The 24,656-nt window shown below is 71.2% G+C and carries 27 protein-coding genes; 18 read left to right on the top strand and 9 right to left on the bottom strand.

Annotated features, from left to right (window positions below):
- The first annotated feature begins 43 nt into the window (after positions 1–43).
- Positions 44–811, top strand: coding sequence for an AfsR/SARP family transcriptional regulator (locus ACZ53N_RS18970; RefSeq protein ID WP_469141977.1), 768 nt, complete (start codon positions 44–46; stop codon positions 809–811).
- Positions 812–992: 181 nt separating this feature from the next.
- On the opposite strand, the gene ACZ53N_RS18965 is transcribed toward ACZ53N_RS18970, so the two are convergent.
- On the bottom strand, positions 993–1,787 hold the full coding sequence (locus ACZ53N_RS18965; protein ID WP_469141976.1) for a cyclase family protein: 795 nt from the start codon (positions 1,785–1,787) through the stop codon (positions 993–995).
- Positions 1,788–2,034: 247 nt separating this feature from the next.
- Between ACZ53N_RS18965 and ACZ53N_RS18960 the strand changes: the two genes are divergently transcribed.
- Together ACZ53N_RS18960 and ACZ53N_RS18955 are read left to right on the top strand one after the other, a co-directional pair.
- Positions 2,035–3,585, top strand: coding sequence for an FAD-binding oxidoreductase (locus ACZ53N_RS18960; protein ID WP_469141975.1), 1,551 nt, complete (start codon positions 2,035–2,037; stop codon positions 3,583–3,585).
- Positions 3,586–3,735: 150 nt separating this feature from the next.
- Positions 3,736–4,692: an aromatase/cyclase gene (locus ACZ53N_RS18955; protein WP_469141974.1), complete on the top strand. Its 957-nt coding sequence runs from the start codon at positions 3,736–3,738 to the stop codon at positions 4,690–4,692.
- A gap of 48 nt (positions 4,693–4,740) precedes the next feature.
- Here the strand turns inward: ACZ53N_RS18955 and ACZ53N_RS18950 are convergent, their stop codons facing one another.
- On the bottom strand, positions 4,741–5,184 hold the full coding sequence (locus tag ACZ53N_RS18950) for a nuclear transport factor 2 family protein (RefSeq protein ID WP_469141973.1): 444 nt from the start codon (positions 5,182–5,184) through the stop codon (positions 4,741–4,743).
- 211 nt (positions 5,185–5,395) lie between these two features.
- Between ACZ53N_RS18950 and ACZ53N_RS18945 the strand changes: the two genes are divergently transcribed.
- From ACZ53N_RS18945 to ACZ53N_RS18915, 7 genes are all read left to right on the top strand, one after another.
- On the top strand, positions 5,396–6,181 hold the full coding sequence (locus ACZ53N_RS18945) for an SDR family NAD(P)-dependent oxidoreductase (protein ID WP_469141972.1): 786 nt from the start codon (positions 5,396–5,398) through the stop codon (positions 6,179–6,181).
- 48 nt (positions 6,182–6,229) lie between these two features.
- Positions 6,230–6,997 (top strand): SDR family oxidoreductase, encoded by a 768-nt coding sequence (locus tag ACZ53N_RS18940; RefSeq protein WP_469141971.1) that lies wholly within the window; start codon positions 6,230–6,232, stop codon positions 6,995–6,997.
- A 270-nt stretch (positions 6,998–7,267) separates the two neighbouring features.
- Positions 7,268–8,110, top strand: a complete 843-nt coding sequence (locus tag ACZ53N_RS18935) for a metallophosphoesterase family protein (RefSeq protein ID WP_469142054.1) — start codon at positions 7,268–7,270, stop codon at positions 8,108–8,110.
- Positions 8,107–8,772: a 4'-phosphopantetheinyl transferase family protein gene (locus ACZ53N_RS18930; RefSeq protein ID WP_469141970.1), complete on the top strand. Its 666-nt coding sequence runs from the start codon at positions 8,107–8,109 to the stop codon at positions 8,770–8,772. The genes ACZ53N_RS18935 and ACZ53N_RS18930 overlap by 4 nt, the downstream gene beginning before the upstream one ends.
- A gap of 89 nt (positions 8,773–8,861) precedes the next feature.
- A complete protein-coding gene (locus tag ACZ53N_RS18925; RefSeq protein ID WP_469141969.1) occupies positions 8,862–9,197 on the top strand; it encodes a hypothetical protein in 336 nt (111 codons plus the stop codon).
- Positions 9,194–9,778: a hypothetical protein gene (locus ACZ53N_RS18920; RefSeq protein ID WP_469141968.1), complete on the top strand. Its 585-nt coding sequence runs from the start codon at positions 9,194–9,196 to the stop codon at positions 9,776–9,778. Before ACZ53N_RS18925 ends, ACZ53N_RS18920 begins: the two co-directional genes overlap by 4 nt.
- A gap of 161 nt (positions 9,779–9,939) precedes the next feature.
- Positions 9,940–10,308, top strand: coding sequence for a nuclear transport factor 2 family protein (locus ACZ53N_RS18915; RefSeq protein ID WP_469141967.1), 369 nt, complete (start codon positions 9,940–9,942; stop codon positions 10,306–10,308).
- Positions 10,309–10,380: 72 nt separating this feature from the next.
- Here ACZ53N_RS18915 and ACZ53N_RS18910 read toward each other — a convergent pair whose 3' ends face one another.
- The 3 genes from ACZ53N_RS18910 to ACZ53N_RS18900 all read right to left on the bottom strand — a co-directional run bounded on the left by ACZ53N_RS18910 (position 10,381) and on the right by ACZ53N_RS18900 (position 11,847).
- Complete coding sequence (locus ACZ53N_RS18910) at positions 10,381–10,725, bottom strand: DUF1036 domain-containing protein (RefSeq protein WP_469141966.1); 345 nt, start codon at positions 10,723–10,725, stop codon at positions 10,381–10,383.
- Between the two features lie 11 nt (positions 10,726–10,736).
- Positions 10,737–10,964, bottom strand: coding sequence for a hypothetical protein (locus ACZ53N_RS18905; protein WP_469141965.1), 228 nt, complete (start codon positions 10,962–10,964; stop codon positions 10,737–10,739).
- 172 nt (positions 10,965–11,136) lie between these two features.
- Positions 11,137–11,847 (bottom strand): TVP38/TMEM64 family protein, encoded by a 711-nt coding sequence (locus ACZ53N_RS18900; RefSeq protein WP_469141964.1) that lies wholly within the window; start codon positions 11,845–11,847, stop codon positions 11,137–11,139.
- Between the two features lie 220 nt (positions 11,848–12,067).
- Between ACZ53N_RS18900 and ACZ53N_RS18895 the strand changes: the two genes are divergently transcribed.
- Together ACZ53N_RS18895 and ACZ53N_RS18890 are read left to right on the top strand one after the other, a co-directional pair.
- A complete protein-coding gene (locus ACZ53N_RS18895) occupies positions 12,068–12,283 on the top strand; it encodes a hypothetical protein (RefSeq protein WP_469141963.1) in 216 nt (71 codons plus the stop codon).
- A gap of 83 nt (positions 12,284–12,366) precedes the next feature.
- Positions 12,367–13,212 carry a spermidine synthase gene (locus tag ACZ53N_RS18890; RefSeq protein ID WP_469141962.1) on the top strand — a complete coding sequence of 282 codons (846 nt, stop codon included), beginning with the start codon at positions 12,367–12,369 and terminating at the stop codon, positions 13,210–13,212.
- A gap of 87 nt (positions 13,213–13,299) precedes the next feature.
- Here ACZ53N_RS18890 and ACZ53N_RS18885 read toward each other — a convergent pair whose 3' ends face one another.
- The gene (locus ACZ53N_RS18885) at positions 13,300–14,325 is read right to left on the bottom strand and encodes a DUF8017 domain-containing protein (RefSeq protein ID WP_469141961.1); all 1,026 of its coding nucleotides are present in this window, start codon (positions 14,323–14,325) and stop codon (positions 13,300–13,302) included.
- 83 nt (positions 14,326–14,408) lie between these two features.
- Here ACZ53N_RS18885 and ACZ53N_RS18880 point away from each other — a divergent pair, with 83 nt between their 5' ends.
- Positions 14,409–14,861: a DUF4442 domain-containing protein gene (locus tag ACZ53N_RS18880; RefSeq protein WP_469141960.1), complete on the top strand. Its 453-nt coding sequence runs from the start codon at positions 14,409–14,411 to the stop codon at positions 14,859–14,861.
- Positions 14,862–15,233: 372 nt separating this feature from the next.
- Positions 15,234–15,917 (top strand): DedA family protein, encoded by a 684-nt coding sequence (locus ACZ53N_RS18875; RefSeq protein ID WP_469141959.1) that lies wholly within the window; start codon positions 15,234–15,236, stop codon positions 15,915–15,917.
- Positions 15,918–16,160: 243 nt separating this feature from the next.
- Here ACZ53N_RS18875 and ACZ53N_RS18870 read toward each other — a convergent pair whose 3' ends face one another.
- Together ACZ53N_RS18870 and ACZ53N_RS18865 are read right to left on the bottom strand one after the other, a co-directional pair.
- Positions 16,161–16,703: a gamma carbonic anhydrase family protein gene (locus ACZ53N_RS18870; RefSeq protein WP_469141958.1), complete on the bottom strand. Its 543-nt coding sequence runs from the start codon at positions 16,701–16,703 to the stop codon at positions 16,161–16,163.
- A gap of 278 nt (positions 16,704–16,981) precedes the next feature.
- Positions 16,982–17,422: a gamma-glutamylcyclotransferase family protein gene (locus ACZ53N_RS18865; RefSeq protein ID WP_469141957.1), complete on the bottom strand. Its 441-nt coding sequence runs from the start codon at positions 17,420–17,422 to the stop codon at positions 16,982–16,984.
- A gap of 80 nt (positions 17,423–17,502) precedes the next feature.
- Between ACZ53N_RS18865 and ACZ53N_RS18860 the strand changes: the two genes are divergently transcribed.
- The 3 genes from ACZ53N_RS18860 to ACZ53N_RS18850 are packed head-to-tail and all read left to right on the top strand — an operon-like array spanning position 17,503 to position 21,518.
- Positions 17,503–19,842: an ABC transporter ATP-binding protein/permease gene (locus ACZ53N_RS18860; RefSeq protein WP_469141956.1), complete on the top strand. Its 2,340-nt coding sequence runs from the start codon at positions 17,503–17,505 to the stop codon at positions 19,840–19,842.
- Between the two features lie 15 nt (positions 19,843–19,857).
- Positions 19,858–20,484, top strand: a complete 627-nt coding sequence (locus ACZ53N_RS18855) for an SH3 domain-containing protein (protein ID WP_469141955.1) — start codon at positions 19,858–19,860, stop codon at positions 20,482–20,484.
- Positions 20,484–21,518: a serine/threonine-protein kinase gene (locus tag ACZ53N_RS18850; RefSeq protein ID WP_469141954.1), complete on the top strand. Its 1,035-nt coding sequence runs from the start codon at positions 20,484–20,486 to the stop codon at positions 21,516–21,518. The genes ACZ53N_RS18855 and ACZ53N_RS18850 overlap by 1 nt, the downstream gene beginning before the upstream one ends.
- A gap of 159 nt (positions 21,519–21,677) precedes the next feature.
- Here the strand turns inward: ACZ53N_RS18850 and ACZ53N_RS18845 are convergent, their stop codons facing one another.
- Positions 21,678–22,958, bottom strand: a complete 1,281-nt coding sequence (locus ACZ53N_RS18845) for a streptophobe family protein (protein WP_469141953.1) — start codon at positions 22,956–22,958, stop codon at positions 21,678–21,680.
- Positions 22,959–23,273: 315 nt separating this feature from the next.
- Here ACZ53N_RS18845 and ACZ53N_RS18840 point away from each other — a divergent pair, with 315 nt between their 5' ends.
- Positions 23,274–24,443 (top strand): DUF6777 domain-containing protein, encoded by a 1,170-nt coding sequence (locus tag ACZ53N_RS18840; protein WP_469141952.1) that lies wholly within the window; start codon positions 23,274–23,276, stop codon positions 24,441–24,443.
- Positions 24,444–24,656: the final 213 nt, after the last annotated feature.

Below are 24,656 nucleotides of genomic sequence, written 5' to 3'. Positions count from 1 at the left end.
CACTCTCTTGCCGGAGTTCGCTGATCAACTACGGGGGAGTACGGTGAAATTCAAGCTGCTCGGACAATTCGAGATCGTGGTCACCGAGGACCGTTCGTTCTTCCTGAGCCGGTCGAAGGTCAGCCAGCTCATCGGCCTGCTGCTGGTCCAGAACGGCGAAACGGTCAGTGTGGACACTCTGATCGAAGAACTATGGGGAGAGAACGCGCCACGCAGCGCGCTCACCACTCTCCAGACGTACATCTACCACGCGCGGAAGATCTTCGCGGGCATGCCCGGCGGCGAGCATGTGCTGGTCACCAGGCCTGCCGGCTATGTCATCCAGGTGCCCGACGACGCGATCGACGTCGTGGTCTTCGAGCGACTCGTCATGCGGGCGAGGCGGCTGCTGGACGACGACCGGCCGGAGGAGGCCATGGGCTGTCTCGACGAGGCGCGGGCGCTCTGGAGGGGCCCTGTCCTCGTCGGCATGATGACCGGGAGCGTCCTCGAGGCGCACCTCACGTACATCAACGAACTCCGGTTCTCCGCCACTCATCTCCATATCGAGGCCAGTCAGCGCCTCGGCCGGCACCAGGAGATCATTCCGCAGCTACGGCTGCTGGTCGCCGAGAACCCGCTCAACGAAAGCCTGCACGCACAACTGATCAAGGCGCTCGACAAGTGCGGGCGGCGGGCCGAGGCCCTGCAGGCCTATCGGACTCTCTGGCGCATCCTCGACGCTGAGCTGGGCGTCGAACCTGCCCCTGAACTGCAGCTGCTGCAACATGAGCTGCTGTCCAGGGGCAGTGTCGTGCACGGCCGGAGCTGACAGCCGTCCGGCGCGAGCCGGGCTCGACCGGACCAGCCCGGGCCGGATGGGATCGGCCCGGGCCGGTTCGACGGGTGCCGGGCCCGACCGAAATCGGTCGGGCCCGGCACCGCGCGTTCCCCGGCCGCTTCGGGCCGGGGCCCCCTGCCCTTCATCCCTCTCGTGCCGTGGTCCGTCCATGTCAGCCGACGAGGCCGACGACCCGCGTCCACCCGGCGCCCGCCCCGGCCACCGACACGGGGAAGCAGGCGACGGTGAATCCCGTCGCGGAGGGGAGGTCGCCCAGATGGGCGAGCTTCTCCAACTGGAGGTACTCCTGGGTGCGGCCGTAGATGTGCGCCGGCCACAGGTATCCCCGGTCTCCGGTGCGGCGGTAGTCCTCGATCATCGACCGCATCGGCCGGTCCAGGCCCCACGCGTCGATACCGATGACCCGCACCCCGCGCTCCACGAGGAAGGCCGTGCCCTCGCCGGTCAGACCGGCGTATTCGGTGAGGTACTTCGCCGATCCCCAGAGCGCGTCGGCTCCGGTCCACAGCAGAACGATGTCGCCGGGGCGCAGTTCGTGCCGTGCCGCGGCCAGGGCGCCGCGGAGATGGTCGACCGTGATGCCGTCGCCGGCGGGCACCTCCCGCAGGTCGAGGCGGACTCCGGGGCCGAAGCACCAGTCGAGCGGCACCTGGTCGATGCTTTTCGCCGGAAGGCCGCCGCTGAACGGGCCATAGTGCAAGGGGGCGTCCATATGGGTGCCGGTGTGCGTGGTGAGCGTGACGGTCTCATTGGAAATGGCCATCCCGTCCGGGAAGTCGTCCGGCGCGAGTCCGAGGACGGCCGCCGCCGCCTCGTGGCCGAGCACCTCCACCGTCACCGGCGTGGCTTCACTGTCGGTGTCGCGGGTGGCCACACTGAGGTCGACGAAACGGGTCACTCCGCTTGCCTTCCCGTCAGCGAACAACGTCCGTTCGATGTTTCGCATGACTTGTCTCCTCTCCATGCCGCCGCTTGGCCGCCCGCTCATCGTCCGCGGACGGGATCCAATAACGCTCGAGAACGACCCGGATCGCGCTAAGTGGAACGCGGTGAACTATTCGTGGGGACTGCTTGGAAAGCCTCTGGCCGTATGGAAGGATGCGTGCCGTTCGCACGCGACACGGGGTTCGGGGCGGCGAGCGCCGCCCGTGCCCGATCACAGGGGAAAGTGAACTACGGGGGGATGTATCGCCATGCCGGTCGAACGAGAAGACGTTTCGGCGAAAGAACCGGAATTCGGTCCGGTGTCCATCGGTCCGGACGACCGTCGCTATCCGGAACTTGTTTCCGGATTCAATCGCCGATGGTCCGCCGCGCCTGAGTCCGTACGCATGGCCGGAAAATCCGAACATGTGTCGAAGGCGGTCCAGGAAGCGGTCAGCACCGGAAAGCGGCTCTCCATCCGCAGTGGTGGACATTCGTACGCCGACTTCACCTACAACAAGGACGTCGAAGTCATCGTCGACCTGTCGATGATGAATGACATCTCCTACGACCCGCGCCGCAAGGCCTTCGCCATCGAGAGCGGCGCGCAGCTCGGGCACATCTACGAAACGCTTTTCCGTGGTTGGGGCGTGACCCTGCCCGGTGGGGTCTGCCCCGCGGTCGGTATCGGCGGCCATGCCACCGGGGGTGGCCACGGCCTGCTGTCGCGGCAGTTCGGCAACGTCTGCGATCTCATCGAGGCCGTGGAGATCGTGGTCGCCGACCGTCCGAACAGGGTCCGCACGGTGATCGCCTCGCGGGAGGACACCGGCGACCTCAAGGATCTCTGGTGGGCGTGTTCCGGAGGGGGTGGCGGCAGTTTCGGCGTCATCACGAAGTTCTGGTTCCGCAGCCGCGGGGCGACGGGCAGCCGCCCGGCCCAGCAACTCCCGCAGCCGCCCCGAGAGGTGCTGATCAGCACGGCCTTCGCGCCCTGGCAGCAGATGGACGAGACCACCTTCACCCGTCTGCTGCGCAACCAGTGCCAGTGGTACGTGGAGAACAGCGACCCCGCCTCACCGGCCTCGGCGCTGTGCGGACTGCTGTTCGTCCAGCATGTGTCGAGCGGCGGGATCGGCATGCTCACCCAGGTCGATGCCTCCGCGCCGAACGCGGAGAAGCTGCTCGAGGAGTACCTCGGCGCGGTCACGGCCAACACCGGCATCACGCCGTTCCCGTTCCGGCGGCTGCCCTGGATGGCCTCGACCGTGACGATCGACACCAGCAACCCCACGGTGATGACCAACGCGACCCTGCGCGGCGCCGTCAAGCACGCGTATCTGCGGCAGTCGCTGACCGAGGAGCAGTGCGCGGTCATCTACCGCCACATGACGCGCCCGGACTACACGAACACCAGCCCCGGTACGGCCATGATCCAGCTCGGCGCGATGGCCGGCGGCAGGATGAACGCGCTCGCCCCCGGGGACACCGCCCTGCCCCAGCGCAGGTCGGCGCTCGTGGCGATGTTCGAGAACTTCTGGGTCGAGGCGGCCGAGGACGCCCAGCACCTCGGCTGGGTGCGTGACATCTACGGCCAGACCTTCGCGTCGACCGGCGGCTACCCCGTGCCCGGCGACCGCTACGAGGGCTGCAACATCAACGCGCCCGACCTCGACATCACGAACCCGAAGTTCAACAAGTCGGGGGTTCCCTGGCACACGTTCTACTTCGGCGACAACTACCGCCGACTGCAGCGGACGAAGGCGCGCTGGGACCCGAAGAACGTCTTCCGCCACTCGCTCTCGATCAGCGCTCACTGACGTTCACCGCTGTCAGCGACCCTCGACGTCGTGCGGGCCCGGGTGTGCCGACCCGGGCCCGCACCCGTGTGTGCGCGTGGCCGGTCGCGGTCCCGGTTGCCCCTACGCGGCCTCGAGTGGTCTTCGAGCCGGTTGCAGCAGCTTGGGGCCATGGAAACCACCCATGAGCATCGCACCGAGCACACCCGGGTCGTCGCGGCGCCGCCCCGGGTGCTCTACGGCCTGGTGGCCGACGTGACCGTGTGGCCGGCTCTCTTCGGCCCCAGCGTCCATGTCCGCCATCTGGAGCGCTCCGAGCGCGCGGAGCGCTTCGAGCTGTGGGCGACCGTGAACGGAGAGGTCAGCAGCTGGGTGTCCCGGCGGACGCTGGACCCGGACCGGCTGCGGGTGACCTTCAGGCAGGAGGTGAGCCGACCGCCGATCGCCTCGATGGGAGGGGAGTGGCTCTTCCGCGAGCTGCCCGGCGGGCACACCGAGGTGGTGCTGAGGCACTCCTTCTCGGCCGTCGACGACAGCCCCGAAACGGTGGCGCGGGTCAACGCGGCGCTCGACCGCAACAGCCCCGAGGAACTGGCCGCCCTGGGACGCATCGCGGAGTGCGGCCATGCCCCGGAGGACATGGTCCTCACGTTCACCGACACCGTCGAGCTGTCCGGTTCTGCCGCTGATGCCTACGCGTTCGTGGCGCGGGCGGATCTGTGGGCCGACCGGCTGCCGCATGTCGACCGGGTCCGGTTCAGCGAGCCCGCTCCAGGCGTCCAGGACCTGGAGATGGACACGGTGACGGCGGACGGGGCGCGCCACACCACCCGGTCGGTGCGGGTGTGCCGGGCGCCGGAGTGGATCGCCTACAAGCAGTTGGTGCCGCCGAAGCTGCTCCTCGGCCACAGTGGACTGTGGACCTTCACGGAGGGGGCCGGGGGCACGGCCGGCGCGATTCTGACGTCGCGGCACACGGTCGTGATCGACCCGGAAGCGGTGGAGGCGGTGCTCGGCGCGGGCCGGGACCTGGCTGACGCGCGGACGTTCATCCGCGAGGCGCTCGGCCGTAACAGCGCGACGACCATGGCGTACGCCGCACAGTACGCGGCCGGTACCGAGCGATAGACACCCCGCCCGGCGCGAGCCGGACGGGGCGGGCTGATCCGAGGGCCCTCACGGCTCCAGGAGAAGCCGGTCCTGCCGGACGTGCCGGGAGCGGTTCAACAGCACGCCGTCGACGCGCACCAGCACATCGGTGACCACACAGACGGGGCCCTGCTGCGGCTCGCTGCCGGGCCTGGTGTTGATCACATAGGCGTAGTAGGTGGCGCGCAGCGATCCGTCCTCCTGCGGATCGAGGACGATCATGTTGAACCAGTGCCTGCGGACGACGGGGTCGTCGTCGAACCGCCGGTGGAACTCCAGCAGCTCGGTCACGATGCCCGGCCGGGTCCGGGCCAGCTGCCCCGGCGAGTGGCTGAACTCGCCGTCCTCGGTGAAGGTGGCCGCGAACGCCTCGAAGTCACGGCGGTCCATCAGCTGCATCTGCCGGGCGTAGAAGTGCTGGACCTCGGCGTAGAGCGCGGTGACGTCGGTGCGGGTGTCGATCGCTGTCATGGGGATCCTCCGGGAAGACGGCAGCAACTGCCGTCACCGTGGCCGCGCCGGATCGCGATTGACTCGAGGATCGGCCGGATCGGCCGGGCCGGCCGGGGCGCGGGGCCTGCGGCCCGGCGCCGGATCAAGGCTCGTCCGACCGAGCTTCGAGTGGCCCCGGCCACGCTGACGCCCAATTGCCTGTGCTGCGGCGTGAGTGGGAGGAACGGAAATGGCACGAACCGGCAGGCCGGTCGCGATCGTCACCGGTGCCACCAGCGGAATGGGCCTTGTCATCACCGAGCGGCTGGCTCAGCAGGGTCTTCGGGTCTATGTGTGTGCGCGGGGAGAGGGCGTCCTCGCCGAGAACGTCAAATCGCTCCAGGACCGGGGCTTCGACGTGGACGGAAGCCCCTGTGACGTCTCCTCGCCCGACCAGGTGCGGCAGTTCGTCCAGGCGGCCGTCGACCGGTTCGGCCCCGTCGACATCCTGGTCAACAACGCCGGGCGCAGTGGTGGCGGCGCCACCGCCGAGATCCCCGACGAACTGTGGTTCGACGTCATCAACACCAATCTGAACAGCGTGTTCCTGATGACCAAGGCCGTGCTCACCATCGGCGGGCTGCGGGAGAAGGACTGGGGGCGCATCATCAACATCGCCTCGACGGGCGGAAAGCAGGGCGTGGTCCACGCCGCCCCCTATTCGGCGTCCAAGCACGGTGTCGTGGGCTTCACCAAGGCCCTCGGGCTGGAGCTGGCGCCGACGGGCATCACGGTGAACGCGGTGTGCCCCGGCTTCGTCGAGACCCCCATGGCGGAGCGCGTCCGTGAGCACTACGCCGAGATCTGGGGCGTGTCCACCGACGAGGCGTTCGACCGGATCACGACCCGGGTCCCGATCCACCGTTACGTGGAGTCGGACGAGGTCGCGGCCATGGTCGAGTACCTGATCAGCGACCGGGCCGGCGCGGTGACGGCACAGGCGCTGAACGTGTGCGGGGGCCTCGGAAATTACTAGGCTGACCACCAGAACCGACCGGGACCACCCACTGCGGAAGGCTTCACGATGACCGACGGACAGCACCACGGCGAGGTAGCGCTGGTGACCGGCGCCAACAAGGGCATCGGCAAGCACATCGCCCGGCGCCTGGCCCGTGAGGGAATGACCGTCTACCTCGGTGCCCGTGACGAACAGCGCGGTCGCGAGACGACGCGTGAGCTCACGGATGAGGGACTGGACGTCCGCTTCCTCCAGCTCGATGTGACCGACCAGGGCCAGGTCGATGCCGCCGCCCGGCAGATCGAGACGGAATCCGGACGGCTCGACGTCCTCGTCAACAACGCCGGGGTGGTCGTCGAATGGGGAGTCACGGTGCCGGAGGTCACCAGGGAGCACATGCGCACGGCCTTCGAGGTCAACGTCTTCGGCACCGTCGCCGTGACGCAGGCCTGCATCCCGCTGCTGCGCAAGTCGGGTGCGGGCCGAGTGGTGAACATGTCCAGCCCACTCGGGTCGCTCACCCTGCTCAGCGACGCCGACAACCCGATCTCCACCCGCAATCTGCTGCCCTACAGCTCCTCCAAGGCCGCGCTCAACGCCATCACCATCGTCTATGCCAACGCCTTGCGCGAGGCCGGCATCCGGGTCAATGTGGCCAACCCCGGGCTGGTCGCCACCGACCTCAATGCCGGCTCCCCCTTCAGCCGGGGGACCCGCACCCCCGAGGAGGGCGCCGAAGTGCCCGTACGCCTCGCCCTCATGGGTGCTGACGGACCGACGGGAAGCTTCCGCGGCAGCATGGACGGCTCGGTGGACGAGACCGTGCCGTGGTGAGCGCCCCATAGGGACCCTTGGGGAGCCGCCCGTAGAGGTCACAGGCCGGTGCGCCAGCCTGTGACATGGGCAACAGGCCACCCAACATCATCGGGGCGATATGGCAGTATCTGGACCACACGTGCCGGAAATTGTCTGTGGATGAACGAGCGGAGCCGACACCGCAGTTGAGGGACCGGGTCGGCCGGCAGCGAGCCCGGCCGGTGGCCGGCCGCGAGGCAGTCGGGCGTGGGCTCCGTCGAGAAGGATGCCACTGTGCCCCAGAGGAAAATGCTCGCCGTCAGTGATCTGCATGTGGCGTACCAGGAGAACCGCGCCATCATCGAGTCGCTGCGCCCGGAGTCGGACGACGACTGGCTCATCCTGGCGGGAGACGTCGCCGAGCTGTACGCGGACATCGAATGGGCGCTGCGGCTGCTCAGCGGTCGTTTCGCCAAAGTGATCTGGGCGCCGGGCAATCACGAGCTGTGGACCCACCCCAAGGACCCCGTCGACCTGCGGGGCGAGCGGCGCTATCTGCACCTGGTGGAGCTGTGCCGCTCCCTCGGCGTCGCCACCCCCGAGGACCCCTATCCGGTGTGGCAGGGCGAGGACGGCCCGGTGACGGTCGCCCCGCTCTTCGTGCTCTACGACTACACCTTCCGGGCCCCCGGCGCGACGACGAAGGAGGAGTCGCTGCGCATCGCCTACGACTCGGGCATCGTCTGCACGGACGAGCACTTCCTGCACCCCGACCCCTACCCCACGCGGGACGCCTGGTGCCGGGCCCGGGTGGCCGCGACCGAGCGCCGCCTCGCGGCCGTGGACCCCGAGCACCGCACCGTCCTCGTCAATCACTTCCCCCTGACCCGCGACCCCACGAGGATCCTGCGCTACCCCGAGTTCGCCCAGTGGTGCGGCACGGAGCTGACGGCGGACTGGCATGTGCGGTTCCGCGCCACCGCCGTCGTCTACGGACACCTCCACATCCCAAGGGTGACGTGGAGCGACGGGGTGCGCTTCGAGGAGGTCTCGATCGGCTATCCGCGCGAATGGCGCACCCGTACGCCGCGCGACCCGCTGCGGCAGATCCTGCCCCAGCGCAGCGCCGTCGGTGCGGGGGGAGCGCGGTGATCGAGGAGATACTGCCGACCGCCGTGGTCGGCGTGGAGACCTTCGCCGATCTGCCGGACGACGCGAGGGGCCTCTTCCCGGAGGAGGAGGCGGTGGTGGCCAGGGCCGTGCCGAAGCGGCAGCGCGAGTTCGCCGCTGTACGGTCGTGTGCCCGGCAGGCGCTCGGACGGTTCGGACTGGCGCCCGTGCCCTTGGTCCCCACCCCGCGCGGTGCGCCCCGGTGGCCCGAGGGGATGGTCGGCAGCATGACGCACTGCGACGGTTACCGGGCGGCGGCCGTGGCCAGAGCGGGTGACGCGGTCTCGGTCGGCATCGACGCCGAGCCGAACGGGCCGTTGCCGGACGGCGTTCTCGACCTCATCGCGCTGCCGAGCGAACTCCGGTGGATCCAGGCCCACGCCACGACCGGCCCAAAGGTGCACTGGGACCGGCTGCTGTTCAGCATGAAGGAGAGCGTCTTCAAGACGTGGTACCCACTGACCGGCCAGGAGTTGGACTTCTCGGAGGCGGAGATCGACGTCGACCCCGACGCGCGGACCTTCTCGGCCCGTCTGCTGGTGCCCGGCCCCGTGGTGGCCGGGCGGCGCGTGGACGGCTTCTCCGGCCGCTGGACGGCCGGTGCCGGGCTGATCGTGACGGCCATCGTGCTGCCGGGCAGCTGATCGGCCGACTCGACCGGGAGGCGGGTCACGTCGATCGAGTGTCAAGAAAAAGTTGACAGAGGGTGTGGTGTCAAGGAAGCATTGACGCCATGATCACTTCGACGCGGCCCGCGTCCGCCGCCAAGCCCGCCGCAGCGCTCCTCCCCACCGTGCTCGGCCTGCTCACCGTCGCTGTCTGCCTCATCAGCGTGGCGGTGACCTCCGCGGACGACCTCGGCGACGGCCCCTTCGCCATTCTCCTCGGCACCCAAATCCTGCTGGTCGCCGTGATGGGGGCGATCGCCGGCGCGATGCGGATGCAGGCGGTCGCCGACGTGGCGGGGGCCGAGGAGGCGCGTATGCGGCGGGACCGGGAGACGCTGGACGCGCTCGAACCCCTGCGGTCGGCCGACCACGCGGAGCCCCGCGCCGACGAGCGCCGATGAGCGCCGCCGAACCGCTCAGCGTCGAAGAGACCACCAGGATCCGCGAAGGGATCGCCGGGGCCGTCCTCGGGGCGCCCGACGGGCTGGCCGAGTCGCTGGAGCACGACCCCGACGGGTTTCTGCGCCTGGTCGCCGCCACCCGGGTCGGCGCTGAGGAGTCCAGTCGGCTCCTGCGCGAGGCGGTGCGGGGCGCCCGGGCCGCAGGTCACAGCTGGGACACCGTGGGCCGCATCCTGGGGGTGAGCCGACAGGCCGCCCAACAGCGGTTCTCCGCCAAGGGCGACTCGGCCCCCTCCGTCACGGGCGAGGGGACGGGCGAACGTCGGGTGCTGACTCCACTGACCGCCTTCGACGAGATGCAGGCGCTCGCGGAAGCGGGCCTGGAGCGCTGGGAACTGGTCGACTACGGGCCGCTGTACCACGTGGTGGAGGCGTCCGACCGCCCCTGGGAGCACCGCCGGGTTCCGTTCGCGGTCGGCGGCCGGCACCGGCGGATGGAAGCCGAGGGCTGGACCCAGGTCGGCACCGGCTCCTTCCCCTGGCGCTATTACAAGCGCCCCCTGCGGAACCCCGGGCACTGACAGCCGTAGCCCGCAGGCCGGGCTGTTCCCCTTACCAGCAAGGTAATCGCGCGTCTTCCGTCGCCTCGGCATGCTGAGGGCAGCGGATTTCGGGCCGGCGCCCTCCGGCTCGAAATCCGCGCCCCACCCCCTTATTCAGCACCGAACGAGGAGAACTCGCCATGTCGCAGTACGAGATCGCCGTCGCCCGCTACTTCGAGGCCTGGAACGCCACCGACCCCGCCGCACGCGCCAAGGCGGTCGCCACCGCGTGGACGGAGGACGGGTCCTACACCGACCCGCTTGCCGATGTCCGTGGGCACGAGCAGCTCGCCGAGGTCATCGCGGGCGCCCACGGGCAGTTTCCCGGCTTCGAGTTCCGGCACACCGGGACGGTCGACGGACACCACGACACCGCGCGGTTCGGCTGGGAGCTCGTGTCCGCCGCCGATGGCTCCGCGCCCGTCGCGGGATTCGATGTGATCACGCTGGCCGAGGACGGCCGGATCCGTAGTGTCCTCGGGTTTCTCGACCGGGTGCCCACGGCCTGAGTCCTCGATCGCCCGAAGGCCGCGGCTGGTTCGGAGGGGGGTATCTCCAGGGAGTCTCCCCTCCGGCGGTCGTCAGGCCGTCAGATTGACCGTGAAGTTCGTGAATCCATTGACGTCGACCTCGCGGAACCCCTCATTGCGGGTGGGCGGGTCACACCGGTTGAGGCACCATTCGAAGGCGTTGTTCGTGACGCAGGTGACGATCGGGCCCGCCCACACCGCCCCGTCCGTGGCCTCGGCGTGGAAGTACCAGAAGCGGTTGACGGCCGATACGTTCGCGCCGTCCACGGTCACCGTCGCGCCCGGCTGGATGTTCCACCAGCCGCGCTTCAGCCAGCCTTCCGGGCAGTTCGGGAAGCGCTTGATGTACGCCACCGAGACGAGGGTGCGGTAGCTGTTGCGGAATGACAGCGACATCGGATTCCCCCTCAGCTCTCGGACGGTGCGAGTCGGAAGCTCGGGCCCGCGCCGGCCTGCGGCGCGTGCTCCTCGGTCACCAAGAGGCCCGGCCGATGACGGACGACCCCCTCGGATTCGACCTCCACGGCTTCCTCGGCGGTAACGGGTGCGGCGCCCGTCCGGACGGCGTTCGCCACCTGTGGATCTAGGTCCGCACGAGCTTCCGCGCCCGCGTCGTCCGCTTGCTGTTCCGTCATGTGCGACCACCTCCAGCGCTGCGCCCGGTTCGGTTACCGGGATGAATGCCGAGAGTAATCGAATGACTTCATGGCGTGACAGGGCGTGTGGTGGTGTGCCCGCCGGATCGTTCTGCGGGCATCGCACGCCGGCGCGCGGGCCGGTCGGGAGCCCCGCGTCAACCGGCCAAGGTCATGACGAGGCGTGCTCGCGCATCCGGCCCCGCTTGCGCCAGGCCACGACGACCGCCGCGAGCCCGGTGAGCGCGATGAAGGCCATCGCGGCGATGAACGCCGGCGACGTGGGAGCCGACGCGTGGCTGCCCGCGATCACATAGGCCGCGGTATTGGGCACGCTCCCGAGGCCGGTCGCCAGCAGGAAGGGGAGCCAGCCCATCCGGGAGACGGCCGCGCAGTAATTGGCGGCCGCGAACGGCACGCCCGGGAAGAGGCGGATCGCCATCATCGAGCGGAAGCCGTGCAGGCTGAGCTGCCGGTCCGCGGCCCGCAGCCACCGCCCGCGCACCAGTGGACGCAGCGCGTCCTGGCCCAGCAGCCGTCCCAGACCGAAGGCGATTCCCGAGCCGAGGACGGTGCCGGCCAGTGCGGCGGCGGTACCGAAGGGCGCGCCGAAGAGCGCGCCCGCGGCGAGGTTCAGGATCGGGCGCGGTACGAACGCCGCGGTGCACAGACCGTACGCGACCGCGAACAGGACGACCGCGGCGCCGCCGGACAACTGCGGCGGCCAGCCGTCGGCCAGCAGCCGCTCCGGGCGGCACGCCAGCACGGTCACCGCGGCGGCGGCGAGCAGTGCGGCGAGCAGGCCCAGCCGGGACCACGGGGACAGCAGCACGCGGGTGCAGCGCGTGCCGAAACCGGGGGAGGGCGCGGCGGACTCGAGCATCGATGGAGCGTAACTGACGCGGGCGTAAGGCGGGTGTGATGTCGCGGAGCCGGGACAGAACCGGGACGGCCCGTCACACGCTGTCGGCCCCGCCGACACCGGGTGTCCGCAGCGGCCGCGGGGCCCGCCACTGCCCCCGGGGCTGTGGGAACGGCCCGGCCTGCTGCCGGGGGATTCATAATCGCGTGCCCCCGGGCGGGACCGAGCCTAGGGTGCAGCCATGGAAGAACGGCGGGAAGGGGCACTGGAAAGGGCTGAGCAGATGGTGTTGTTCATCGCGGCGGAACGGCGGGCCAGGCTCGCCCTGCGGCAAGGGCAGTTGGAGAAAGTGCTCACGGCCCTGCAGCTCAAGATGGTGATCCGGCAGATGACGCAGATGTGGATGGACGGGTTCACCGTCGGCACCGCGCACCGGGCCCGGGGCGAGCGGCTCTAGGGGGCGCCGGTGTGCCCTGACCGCGGTGCCGTGTCGCGGGGGTGGCCGAGCGGACGAGCCGGGCGCATCGGCACAATGGGGGAGTGGACGAACCGATACCCGTGACCCGGGACGTGGATGGGGGCATCGCCAAGCTGATGCCCGACGTGGACCGGGCGCGGGCCTGGCTGCTGACGGTGAACGGCGCACCCCAGTCCTATGTGGATCTGGACGATCCCACCCACCTCGAATTCGAGTACGCGCGGCGGCTCGCCCACGCCGTGGACGCCGCCACCGAGCCGCGCCGGGCCCTCGATGTGCTGCACCTGGGCGGGGGCGCGCTGACCCTGCCGCGCTACGTCGCGGCCACCCGGCCCGGCTCGCGCCAGCGGGTCGTCGAGGCGGACCGCGGCCTCATCGCGCTCGTCGCCGAATATCTGCCGCTGCGGGACGGGTCGGGGATCGAGGTGCGCGCGGCGGACGCCCGTACGGCGCTGGAGGCCGAGCCCGACGCCTCCGCCGACGTGATCATCGCGGATGTCTTCGGCGGCTCCCGGGTGCCCGCGCATCTGACCTCGGTGGAGTACGCGCGCCGCGCGGCCCGGGTGTTGCGCCCGCAGGGCCGGTACGCGGCGAATCTCGCCGACGGCGCGCCCTTCACCTTCCTGCGCTCGCAGGTGGCGACGTTCGCGGCAGTCTTCGCGCATGTCTGTCTGATCGCCGAGCCGTCGATGCTGCGGGGCCGCCGCTTCGGCAACGCGGTGCTCGTCGCCTCGCACGCCGAGCTGCCCGTCACGGCACTCGCCCGCCGTGCCGCCGGCGACGCCTTCCCGGCGCGGGTCGAGCACGGACCGATGCTGGAGCGCTTCACCGCCGGGGCGGCGCCCGTGCACGACGTGGACGCGGCGCCGTCGCCCGAGCCGCCGGGCGGCTCGTTCAGCATCGGCTGACACCGGCAGGGTGTCCGGGCCGCCGTGGTGGCGGCCCGGAACCCACAGGGCCGGGCGGATCGTTCGCGGGGGCGGTTCCGGAACCGGTCAGGAGGACTGGAGCGGCCGGAGCGAACTCATGATCTTCTTGATGGTGTCGTCGGGGAGCTCACCGTCGAAGCCGGTGCCCGCGTAGAGGATCCAGGTCGCCAGGTCGCCCGAAGTGTCCTTGTACGTCACGGCGAACGCCTTGCCGTCCGTCACGCACTTGTCGGTCTTCTTCACGCCCGTCACCGTCGCCGAGGCGGTGTAGCCGGTGATGCCGTGGTCGCTCTTGAACGGCTTGGCCTTGGTGGTGTCGAAGCGGCCCGTCTTCTTCTGGTCGAACGCAGCGAAGACCCAGTTGAGCGACTCGATCTCGGCGGCCGAGCCCTCACTCTTGGCGCCCTGCGCGCCCTTGGTGCCGGCGCCGGCCCGGTGGTCGTTCTTCGCGCACTCCCCGTCCTTGTAGACGGCGTTGCCCGACATCGTGACCAGGGGCTTGCCGTCCTCGTCCTCGAAGCCGGTCGACATCGTCGGCGAACGGACCGTCCAGTCCGCCGGGACGTCGAAGGCGTTGTGCCGCTTGCCGTTGACGACGACCTTCCATCCGTCGATCACCGGCTTGACCGCTTCGCCGTCGCGCGGATTGTCGTCCGGCGCCCCGCTCTGGCCCTGGCTCTGGCTCGGTGAGGGGGCTGCCGGGGCGGACGACGCCGGCTTCGGGTCGCCGCCCTTCGCGGCGGTCTTCTCGTCGTCGTCCTTCAGCACGACGACCCCGGTGACCACGGCCGCGGCCACGACCGCCACCGCCGCCCCGATGGCGATCATCGTGGTGCGCTTGCGGTTGTCACGCGGCGGCTGCGGACCGCCGGGCGCGCCCGGCGGGGTCCACTGCGGGACGCCCGGCTGTCCGGGATGGCCCGGCGCCCCGGGCATCCCGGCGGGCTGCTGGTAGGGATTGGGCTGCTGGTAACCCGGCTGCTGATACGGGTTGGGTTGGTACCCCGGCTGCTGGTACGGGTTCTCGTTCGGCTTCTGCATCGGGTCCTGCGGGTTCTGCTCGCCCCCGGGCGGCTGCTGTCCTGGCCACATGGCCGATAACCATAGAGGGCGTGGGTGATGTCGCCGACCGGCGCCCCTTCCCGATCCTTGCTACCGGCTGGTAACTTGCGGGTATGTCTCAGACCACGCCCTCGATCGGCGACATGCTCGCGGCCACTGTGCCCATGGCCCGCACGCTCAACCTCGTCTTCGACGAGACGACCGCCGAGCGTGCCGTCGTCCGGCTGCCCGACCAGCCCGACTACCACAACCACGTCGGGGGCCCGCACGCCGGCGCGATGTTCACCCTCGCCGAGTCCGCCAGTGGCGCGATCGTGCTCGCCGCCTTCGGCGACCAGCTCTCCCGTGCCGTGCCGCTGGCCGTGCGCGCCGAGATCGGCTACAAGAAGCTCGCCATGGGCGAGGTCACCGCCACCGCCGAGCTGGGCCGCCCGGCCGCCGAGGTCGTCGCGGAGCTGGAAGCGGGGGAGCGCCCGGAGTTCCCCGTCAACGTCGCGATCACGCGCGCGGACGGCTCGGTGACGGGCGAGATGACCGTGGTCTGGACCCTGCGGCCGAATTCCTGACCCCTGGCCCTGCGGGAACCCGGTCCCAGTACGGAAAGCCCCGAAACGCGTCGGCGTTTCGGGGCTTTCCCTGTTGGCCGGATCAGTGACCTCGCACGGCCGCCAGGACCTCCGTGGCGCTGCGCCCCGGCCACGGCGGAGCGGTCGGCGCCGCGTCGGCCGATCCGTGCCCGCACGGGCCGGACGGCCGCCGCTTCGATGTCGTCGGGCGGCCTGCCCCACGGCCGTTGGGCCGGTCCCTTGTCCCAGTCGTGACCCTCGCCCGAGCAACCGGCGGCCCCGCGAAGGAGTCCTCTCCTCCAGTAGGCTGCCCGGCGTGTGCCCTCGTGGCGCACGCCGGGCATTTGATCACCAACCGGGGAGGAACCGGCGTTGCACATCCAGGAGTGGCTCGAAACAGTACCGGCGGTAGCCGTCTACCTGCTGGTGGGCGGGGTCATCGGACTGGAGAGCCTCGGCATCCCGCTTCCCGGAGAGATCGTCCTGGTCAGCGCCACGCTGCTGGCCGCCACACAGGATCACATCAACCCGTACGTGCTGGGCGCGTGCGCCATCGCGGGCGCGATCGTCGGTGACTCCATCGGCTACATGATCGGCCGCAAGGGCGGCCAGCCGCTGCTGGACTGGCTCGGCCGCAAGTTCCCCAAGCACTTCGGGCCCGACCACGTGGCCACCGCCGAGCGGTCCTTCCACAAGTGGGGCATGTGGGCCGTCTTCTTCGGCCGCTTCATCGCGTTCCTGCGGATCTTCGCCGGTCCGCTCGCGGGCGTGCTGAAGATGCCGTACTGGAAGTTCCTGATCGCCAATGTGCTGGGTGGCATCGTCTGGGCCGGTGGCACGGTCGCGGTGATCTACACCGTCGGCAAGGTCGCCGAGGACTGGATCAAGAAGTTCTCCTACGTCGGCCTGGCCGCCGCCGTGGTGTTCGGCCTCGGTTCCCTGCTGGTGATGCGTCTGCGGGCCAAGAAGGCCGCCGCCAAGCGTGCCGAGGCCGAAGCGGCCGGTGGCCCGGGTGCCGATCGGTCCTCCGCCGAGCCCGTCGCGGTCAACGACTGAACGAGGGCGGCCGGGGCCACGCCCTACCTGTATGCGGCCCGTCCGGGTGTACGTCCGGACGGGCCGTTGCCGTTCGACTGCGGGCCGTCGTCGCCGCCTGCGGCGGCGAGCACCCTGCGGGTGCGTCCTCAAACGCCGGACGGGCTGCATTGGCTGAGCTCAGCCGCCAAGCCCGTCCGGCGCTTGAGGACACCGCCGCGCAGCGGTGGTGCTGGTGCGCCCCCGCGATCCGCCGGACAGGCCCTACGCGCCCGCGCCGCCCGTCGCCACGTCGCGGTGCTGCTTGGCCAGCTCCAGATACATCGTGGCGTTGAGCCTGATGTGTTCGCGCTCCTGGTCGGTCAGCTCCCGCCTGACCTTGGCCGGGACGCCCGCGACCAGGGAACCCGGGGGGATCCGCATGCCCTGGGGGACGAGGGCCTGGGCGGCGACCAGCGAACCGGCCCCGATCACCGCGCCGTTGAGGACCGTGGCCCCCATCCCGACCAGCACGTCGTCCTCGACCGTGCAGCCGTGCAGAACGGCGTTGTGGCCGACGGTCACCCGCTCGCCGACGCTGACCGGGAACCCCGGATCCACGTGGACCGTGCAATTGTCCTGGATGTTGCTGTCCGCGCCCAGCGTGATGGGACCGCAGTCCGCCCGCAGCACGGCGTGGTACCAGACGCTCGCGCCCGCCGCCAGCGTCACCTCGCCGATCACCACCGACGTCGGCGCGGTGAACGCCCCCGGGTCGACCCTCGGCTCGTGGCCGCCCACACCCGCGATCAACGCTCGCTCCGCCACCGTCTCTCCTTCTGCCTCACCCGTCATGATCGTTACGTCCAGTGGGCACCGTAAGCCACGGGTCCGGAACCCCACCAGGGCCTGTCCGGCGGATCTTCGCGGGCTCCCAGTGGTGCCCGGCACGCGCGCACGCCGCGTTGTCGAAAGTCCCCGAGTGCGCCCGGTACGAGGGCGATCCCCCGCCTTGCGATCGCACGCTCCACCGGCGACCGCCGGGAGGTGACCCAACGCCGCTCGCTGATCCACGACGAAGATCCGCCGGACAGACCCCGGGTATCTCAGCAGAGCCAGTCGCCGCCGGGCAGTGGGGTGCCGATGTCGCGCAGCCGCCCGGCCAGGCGGTCCGCGGCGAGGTAGACCCAGGCGCGGACCGTGCCACCGCTGTCCGGGAGGGCCTCGCGGGCGACCCGCTCGTAGAGATTGCGCGGATCGCCGGGAGCGTAGCCCTCCAACTCGTCCAGCGCCGCCAGCAGCTCCGCGTACCGCGCCGGGGCCAAAGTGATCAGGTCGCCCCGGATCACGTTCCCGTCGGGCCCCTCCGGGGCGCTCACCGCGTACGGGTAGCCCGGGCCCGGGTACAGGACCGCGCCGCGCAGCCGGGCGGGCTCCTCGGCCGTGGTGCGGCCGACGAGCAGACGAGCGTGGTTGCCCTGTCCGGGGCGGAGCGTCCCGTAGACGAAGACGGGCAGCCGCTCGGCGGCCCCGGGCTGCGACGACACCACTGGGCTTCCCTTCGAAGGGCGGGCCGGGGCGCCCCCTTGAACAGGCGAGGCCGGACGGTCCGCCGTAGAATCCAAACATGGGAGAGCGGTCGGTCGCGCCCCCCGCCCCCGAACTCGTCGTCGAAGCCGACGGCGGCTCGCAGGTGATGAGTCCGACCCGGACCTACCACGTGGGGCGCGATCCGTTGAGTGACATCGTGCTGCACGACCTTCGGGTCTCATGGCACCACGCGGTGCTGCGCCCTGTCGGGGACCACTGGACGCTCGAGGACAGCGACAGCACCAACGGCACCTACACCGAGGGCCACCGGGTGCGTGCGGAGGACGTGGGGCCGGGCAGCGTCATCCGGTTCGGCAACCCCGACGACGGCCCGGCCGCGCGGCTCAAAGGCGTGGCCCACTCGGCGGGGCGCCCCTCGTCCGTCTCGCTGCCGTCCGCCACGGGCACGTTCCGCAGCCCCACCTCCGTACGCCCCCTGCCCACCCGGACCGTCCGGATCGGCCGCGGCGGCGACAACGACTTCGTCGTCGACGACCTCGTCGTCTCCCGCCGGCACGCCGAACTGCGCGCCACCGCCGACGGCGGCCACGAGATCGTGGACCTCGGCAGCCACAACGGCACGTATCTCAACGGCCGGTCCGTGCAGCGGGCCCCGGTGGCCCAGGGCGACATCGTCGGCATCGGCCACTCCGCGTTCTGCCTGGTCGGCGACGAACTCCAGGAGTTCGTCGACACCGGTGAGATCTCGCTCGACGTCCAGGACCTGCTCGTGCAGGTCGACAAGGGCCGTAAGACCCTGCTGGAGGATGTGTCGTTCCCCGTCGGCGAGAAGAGCCTGCTCGCGGTCGTCGGCCCGAGCGGCGCGGGCAAATCGACGCTGCTCAACGCGCTCACCGGACAGCGCCCCGCCGATCGGGGCACCGTGGTCTACGACGGCCGTGACCTCTACCGGGACTACGCCGAGCTGCGGGCGCGCATCGGGCTGGTGCCGCAGGACGACATCCTGCACGCCCAGCTGACCGTGCGCCGCGCCCTCGGCTACGCCGCCGAGCTGCGCTTCCCCGGCGACACCGCACAGGCCGAACGGCAGGCCAGGGTGGAGGAGGTGATCGGCGAACTGGGCCTTCAACAGCGCGCCGACCAGCCCATCCACAGCCTCTCCGGCGGCCAGCGCAAGCGCGTCAGCGTCGCCCTGGAACTGCTGACCAAGCCGTCGCTGCTCTTCCTCGACGAGCCGACCTCCGGCCTCGACCCGGGCATGGACCGCTCCGTGATGCACATGCTCCGCACCCTCGCCGACGACGGCCGCACCGTCATCGTCGTCACACACAGCGTCCTCAGCCTGGACGTGTGCGACCGGCTGCTGGTCCTCGCCCCCGGCGGGCGGATCGCCTTCTACGGACCGCCCGACGAGACCCTCGACTTCTTCGGCTACGCGCAATGGCCGGAGGCCTTCGAAGCGTTCGAGGCCGAAGCCGGGCGCGACTGGGCGGGGCAGTACCGCGCCTCCTCGCACTACCGCCAGTACATCGCGGCGGCCACCGAACAGCCCCGGCTGGACGGGGTCCACGCGCCGGAGGCGGCCGCCGAGCCGCCGAAGGCACAGAGCTGGGGCGCCCAACTGCGCACCCTGGTACGCCGGTACGCGGCGGCGCTCACCGCCGACCGGACCTTCCTCGCCATCATGATCGCGCTGCCGTTCGTGATGGGCGCGATGGCCCGGGCGCTCGCGGGCAGCAAACTGACCCCGGACTCGGCGATGAACGCACTGCTCATCCTGTGCGTGGGCGGCGTGCTGACCGGGGCCGCCAACGCGGTGCGCGAGCTGGTGAAGGAACGGGTGATCTACCAGCGGGAGAGAGCCGTCGGCCTGTCCAGATCCGCGTATCTGATGTCCAAAGTGGTGGTGCTGGGGCTGATCACGGTGGTGCAGGCCGTCGTGCTGACCCTGGTCGGGCTGTTCGGCGTGAACATCAACGCGCCCGGCGGCAAGGGCGTGTTCTTCCCACCACTCGTCGAGATCGCGCTGGCCGTGGCGCTGTTGTCGTTCACCGCCATGATGCTGGGCCTGGTGGTGTCGGCACTGGTACGCAAGGAGGAGGTCACCATGCCGCTGCTGGTCCTCCTCGCCATCGTCCAGGTCGTCTTCTGCGGGGCGCTGCTGAAGCTGGCCGGGGTGCCCGGCCTGGAACAGCTGGCATGGCTGGTGCCCTCGCGCTGGGCGCTCGGCGCGATGGCCGGCACGGTCGGGCTGGAGCGGATCGTGCCGGGCAAACTGACCTCGGATCCGCTCTTCGACCACTCGGCGGGCACCTGGCTGATGAACATGGGCATGCTCGTGGTGCTCTCGGTCGCCTTCGGCGTCATCGTCGCGCGACTGCTGCGCCGCCACGAGCCCGCCATCATGCGCAAGTAGCAGGCGGGAGCCTTGATGAACGCAGCGTATCCACCCCAGTCCGTCGTCGCGGCCGCCGTGGGCCCGGCCGCCGGCTTCCGTCCCACGCACGTGGTGCCCGGGGACGGCATGCCGACCTGGACGGCCCCGGACGGGCTGGTGGCGACCGAGCCGCTCGACGCGCTGCTGCCGGTGCGGCTGCTGGAGCGGCGGGGCGACTGGGGGCAGGTGCTCTGCCTCAACGGATGGTCGGCGTGGGTCGACGCCCGGCTGCTGATACCGGTGCCGCAGGGCCCGCCGTCCGCCGGGCAGCAGCTCGCCCGCACGGCCGACGCGCGGGCGCTGCTGGCCCGGGTCGAGGAAACGGTCGGCCGCTATCGCCGGGCGGTGGAGGATCTGGCGGCGGGCCGGATGGACGGGGAGACGTTCCGCCACACCACCCAGGGGCTGCGGATCGGGGCCGTCGTCGACGGCGAGGCGATGTGGGTCTACGACGCGGAGCACGACCGCTGGTGCTACTGCGACGGGACGGCGATGGCCGCGTTCGCGGTGCCGGAGGCCGCCTCGGACGCCGCCTCGCGGACAGGGGGTGAGCCGGGCGCCGGTGCGGAAGAGGCCGACGAGCCCGGAGCGCCGCCGACCACCGTGCTCGGTGACCGCTGATGGCGGGCCCCGACGACCGTACGCGCGGGGACGTGCCGATCGGTCGGCAGTCCGACCTCATCGGCCGTCAGATCGCCGCCTACCGCGTGCAGGGCGAGATCGGGCGCGGCGGCATGGCCGTCGTCTACCGCGCCCAGGACCTGCGGCTCGGGCGGACGGTCGCCCTCAAGCTGCTGGCTCCGGAGCTGGCGCGCAACGACACCTTCCGGCAGCGCTTCGCCCATGAGTCGCGGGTCGCGGCGGCCATCGACCACCCCAACATCGTGCCGGTGTTCGAGGCCGGGGAGACCGAGGGCGTCCTCTTCATCGCCATGCGCTACGTGGCGGGCCAGGACCTGCGGGCCATGCTCGACCGGACCGGTCGGCTCCCCGTCGTCGACGCCTGCCGCATCGGCCTTCAGGTCGCCTCCGCCCTGGACGCCGCCCACGCGCACGACCTGGTGCACCGGGACGTCAAACCGGGCAACATCCTCGTCGCGGAGGGCACCGACAGCGACCATCCCGAGCATGTGTATCTCACCGACTTCGGGCTGACGAAGAAGTCGCTGTCGCTGACCGGCTTCACCACGGTGGGCCAGTTCGTCGGCACCCTCGACTACGTCGCACCCGAGCAGATCTCGGGCAAGCCGGTCGACGGCCGCTGCGACGTCTACAGCCTGGCCTGCGTGGTGTACGAGATGCTGACCGGCGGCCCGCCCTTCCAGCGCGACGACGACATGGCGTTGCTGTGGGCGCACCAGAACGACCCGCCGCCCCCGGTATCCGAGCGCCGCCCCGACCTCACCCCGGCCGTCGACCAAGTGCTGATGAAAGCCCTCGCCAAGGCACCCGAGGACCGTTACGACTCCTGCCTGCTGTTCGTCAGCGCCCTGCGCCGGGCCGGTACGGGCGCGGTCCCCGAGGAGCCCCCGCGCGGGCGCGGGCACGAGCAGACCCGCGTCGATCCGCGGCCCGCGGGGCTGCCCCCGGAGCGGAAACCCCCGCCGCCCCCGCCGCGCTGGGCGGCGCCTGTCTTCCCGGGACAACACATCTAGGGGGTGCCTGACGGGTCCTCGGCTGCGGGCCGTCGTTGCCGTCTGCGGCGGCGAGCGCCCTGCGGGCGCGTCCTCAATCGCCGGACGGGCTGTTTCGGCTGAGCTCAGCCGAATCCAGCCGTGCAGCGTGGTGCGGCGCCCCTGAACCGCCGGACAGGGCTACGTCACCTTGCCGCGCCGCCGGACCCGGGTGGTGAACAGGCCGCCCAGGAAGCCCGCGATCAGCCCCCACAGCAGGCCGGCGCCCACCAGCAGCCACAGCCGGGGCCGCAGCAGCACCTCACCGCCGAAGGCGTCGAGGTCGCCGATGCCGAACAGGGACAGACCGAAGCGGGCCGAGACGCGGGTCAGCACTCCCACGACGAGCAGGGTGATCGTCACGGCGATCCCGAGCCGCACGGCGTGCTGCCACGGCCGGGTGTCGGCCGGTGACCGTACGGCCATGAGCAACCCGGCGGCCAGCAGCGCGACCGCCGCGAGGACCACCAACAGCCAGGCGCGGCCGTCCTGTTCCGCGAGCGCGCCCAGATCCACCGTGGCCGTCGCCTCACCGTCGCGCTGACGCAGCACCGCGGCCAGGGCCCTGGGCATGGGCAGACCGATGGGATTCGGCACCCTGCCCTCCCACGCGCCGCCGAGCCCCACACCGAAGGCGAGCCAGACCAGGTTCGGCAGCCCGAGCAGCAGGACGGCCGCGGTCTGGTCCGGGTGCCCGCGGGTGAAGAGCATGACCACCCCGATGACCAGGCCGAGGACGACGTAGGCCAGCAGAACGACCAGCATCGCGAAGGCGGCGGGCCGCACCGAGCCCTGGAACGGCAGCAGCCGCGGCGGGAGCGGCGTCCTGCGGGACACCGCCGACGCCACGGCGAGCAGCACCAGCAGCCAGAGCAGCCCGAACCCCAGGGTGGAGCCCACAGCCGCCTGGAAACCGACGGACGGGGTGGCGCCGAGGAGGTCGCCGATGTCATCGAGGGCCGCGTCGCCCAGGCTGATCCGGAAGGTGTGTTTCGCGCAGAGCGCGACGATCAGCAGGGCCAGCAGCCACAGCACGGCCGTACGGGCGATCCGCGCGAGCAGTTGGGGCCCGCTCACCACCGCGTGGTGGCGCAGCGGCAGCAGGAAGACCACGGCGATCGCCAGGGCACCGGCCAGGGTCACCGAGAGGGGGACGACGTCCAGCCCCCCGCCCGATTGGGCGATCGGGCCCGCACCACCCGACAGCCGCACCGTGCCTCCGACGGCGGTGACCACGGTGGCGGCGACCACACGGGGGAACGCGCCGCCCGGCAGGGTCGCCGCGCCCGCCGCCCACAGCCCGAGTGCGGCGACGACGAAGAGGGCGAGGATCCCGGCGGCCACGGTGGCGAGGGCGTCCCGCCAGGCGCGTACCTCGCCGAGCGCCCTGCCCGGCGCGGACCTTGGCGGCTGGCTGCTCAACGCTGACTCCGGGGGGCTCGACGGGTCTCGACGGGTCTCGGTGGGGCTGTGCGGCTCGCGGTGTCTCCCAACGTACGCACGGGGGCGCCGAGCCGCCCGCCCGCGAGGGCGGGCGGGGGACCCGCACCCCCGGGTGCGCGCTCCCGCTTGCGGGCGGCGCGGGTTCCGGACACACAATGAGCGGAGCGAAAACAGATGAAACAGACCGATATGCGGAACTCGGCGGAACAGTGCGGGACGGAGAGCGTCTTCGGTCCTTCAAGCCGATCCGGTCCGACTCGATCCGCGTCACCGTCAATGCCTGGGAGAAGGGCCGTGACTTCCGAACCGCCGTCAGGAAAACGCCCCACCGGCCCGCCGTCCGGACCGCTGTCCGGTCAGGGCTCCGAGCCCGGGTCCTACGGGTCGTCGCACCGGCCGACGGAGCCGGGCCGGCCCGCGGCGCCGCCGCCCGGCGGCTCGGGCGGCGGATACGGCCCGTCCGGCCCATCCGGCCCCTCTGGCCCCTCTGGCCCGTCCGGTCCCGGGCAGCCGCCGGGTCCACCCTCCGACGGTCGTGGGGGGACCGGCGGCGGCCGCCGGCCCTGGTGGCGGTCCGCTCCACGGGTCGCCCTCGTCGCCGGCGCCCTGGTCGCGGCCGTCGCGCTCGTCATCTTCTTCACCCGGCCGGGTGGCGGGGGAGGTGAGGTCTTCCTCCAGGCGGCGTCCGCGGAGGGGCCCGACCCCTACTCCAAGTCGACGGCGAAGCAGTCCGACACGGGCGGGGCCAAACCCCCGGATCCGCCCGCTGACGGAGGGCGGAACCCGTCGTTCTCGGGGTCGACCCAGGGCCTCTACGGCGGCACCCAGAACGTCGCCGCCTGCGATGTCGAGAAACAGATCAACTACCTGACGGAAAATCAGGACAAGGGGCGTGCCTGGGCGCAGGCCGCGGGCATCGAGCAGAGCCGGATCCCGGAGTATCTGCGCGGGCTGACGCCCGTACAACTGCGCTACGACACCCGGGTCACCAACCACGGCTACCGCGACGGCGCCGCCACCAGCCGACAGGACGTCCTCCAGGCGGGTACGGCCGTGCTGGTCGACGACCGCGGTGTGCCGCGGGTGCGCTGTGCGTGCGGAAACCCGCTGAAGGAGCCGGTGGCCGTCAAGGGCGACGTCAAGCCCAAGGGCCAGGCGTGGCCCTCCTACCAGGAGAAGAAGTCGGTGGTGGTCCAGCGGTCCACCACGGTCATCAACATCTTCTGGATCTACGACCCCCGCACCGGTGAGTGGATCAAGCGGCACCGCGGGGACTCGACGGGAGCCAATGACCAGAGTGCCCCGCCGCCCGGCGGCGGCGGCGAGTCGCCGGGGACGTCCAGCGACTACGGGAGCGACACACCGTCGTCCGACGAGTCGTCGCCCGCACCGGGCTCCTCGCCCCCGACGGGCGGCACGACCGACGGCCCCGGGGGCCCGCCCTCGGAGGGCCCGGCGTACTAGGCCGTGTCCGGCGGGTCGGGTGAACGGGCGCCACGGCCCGCGTTGTCCGCACCACCGCTGCGCAGGGCGCTCGCCGCCGCAGGCGGCAACGACGGCCCGCAGCCGAAGATCCGCCGGACAGGCCCTAGGTGTGTTGTTCGGACAGGTTGGTGACGCGGCTGGCTGGTGGGTGGCCGTCGATGCCGGTGTGGGGTCGGTGGTAGTTGTACCAGT

This window comes from Streptomyces sp. NPDC033229, from assembly GCF_055576875.1.
Note: the sequence above shows the minus strand (reverse complement) of the source record. Positions and strands in the feature narration are given on the sequence as shown.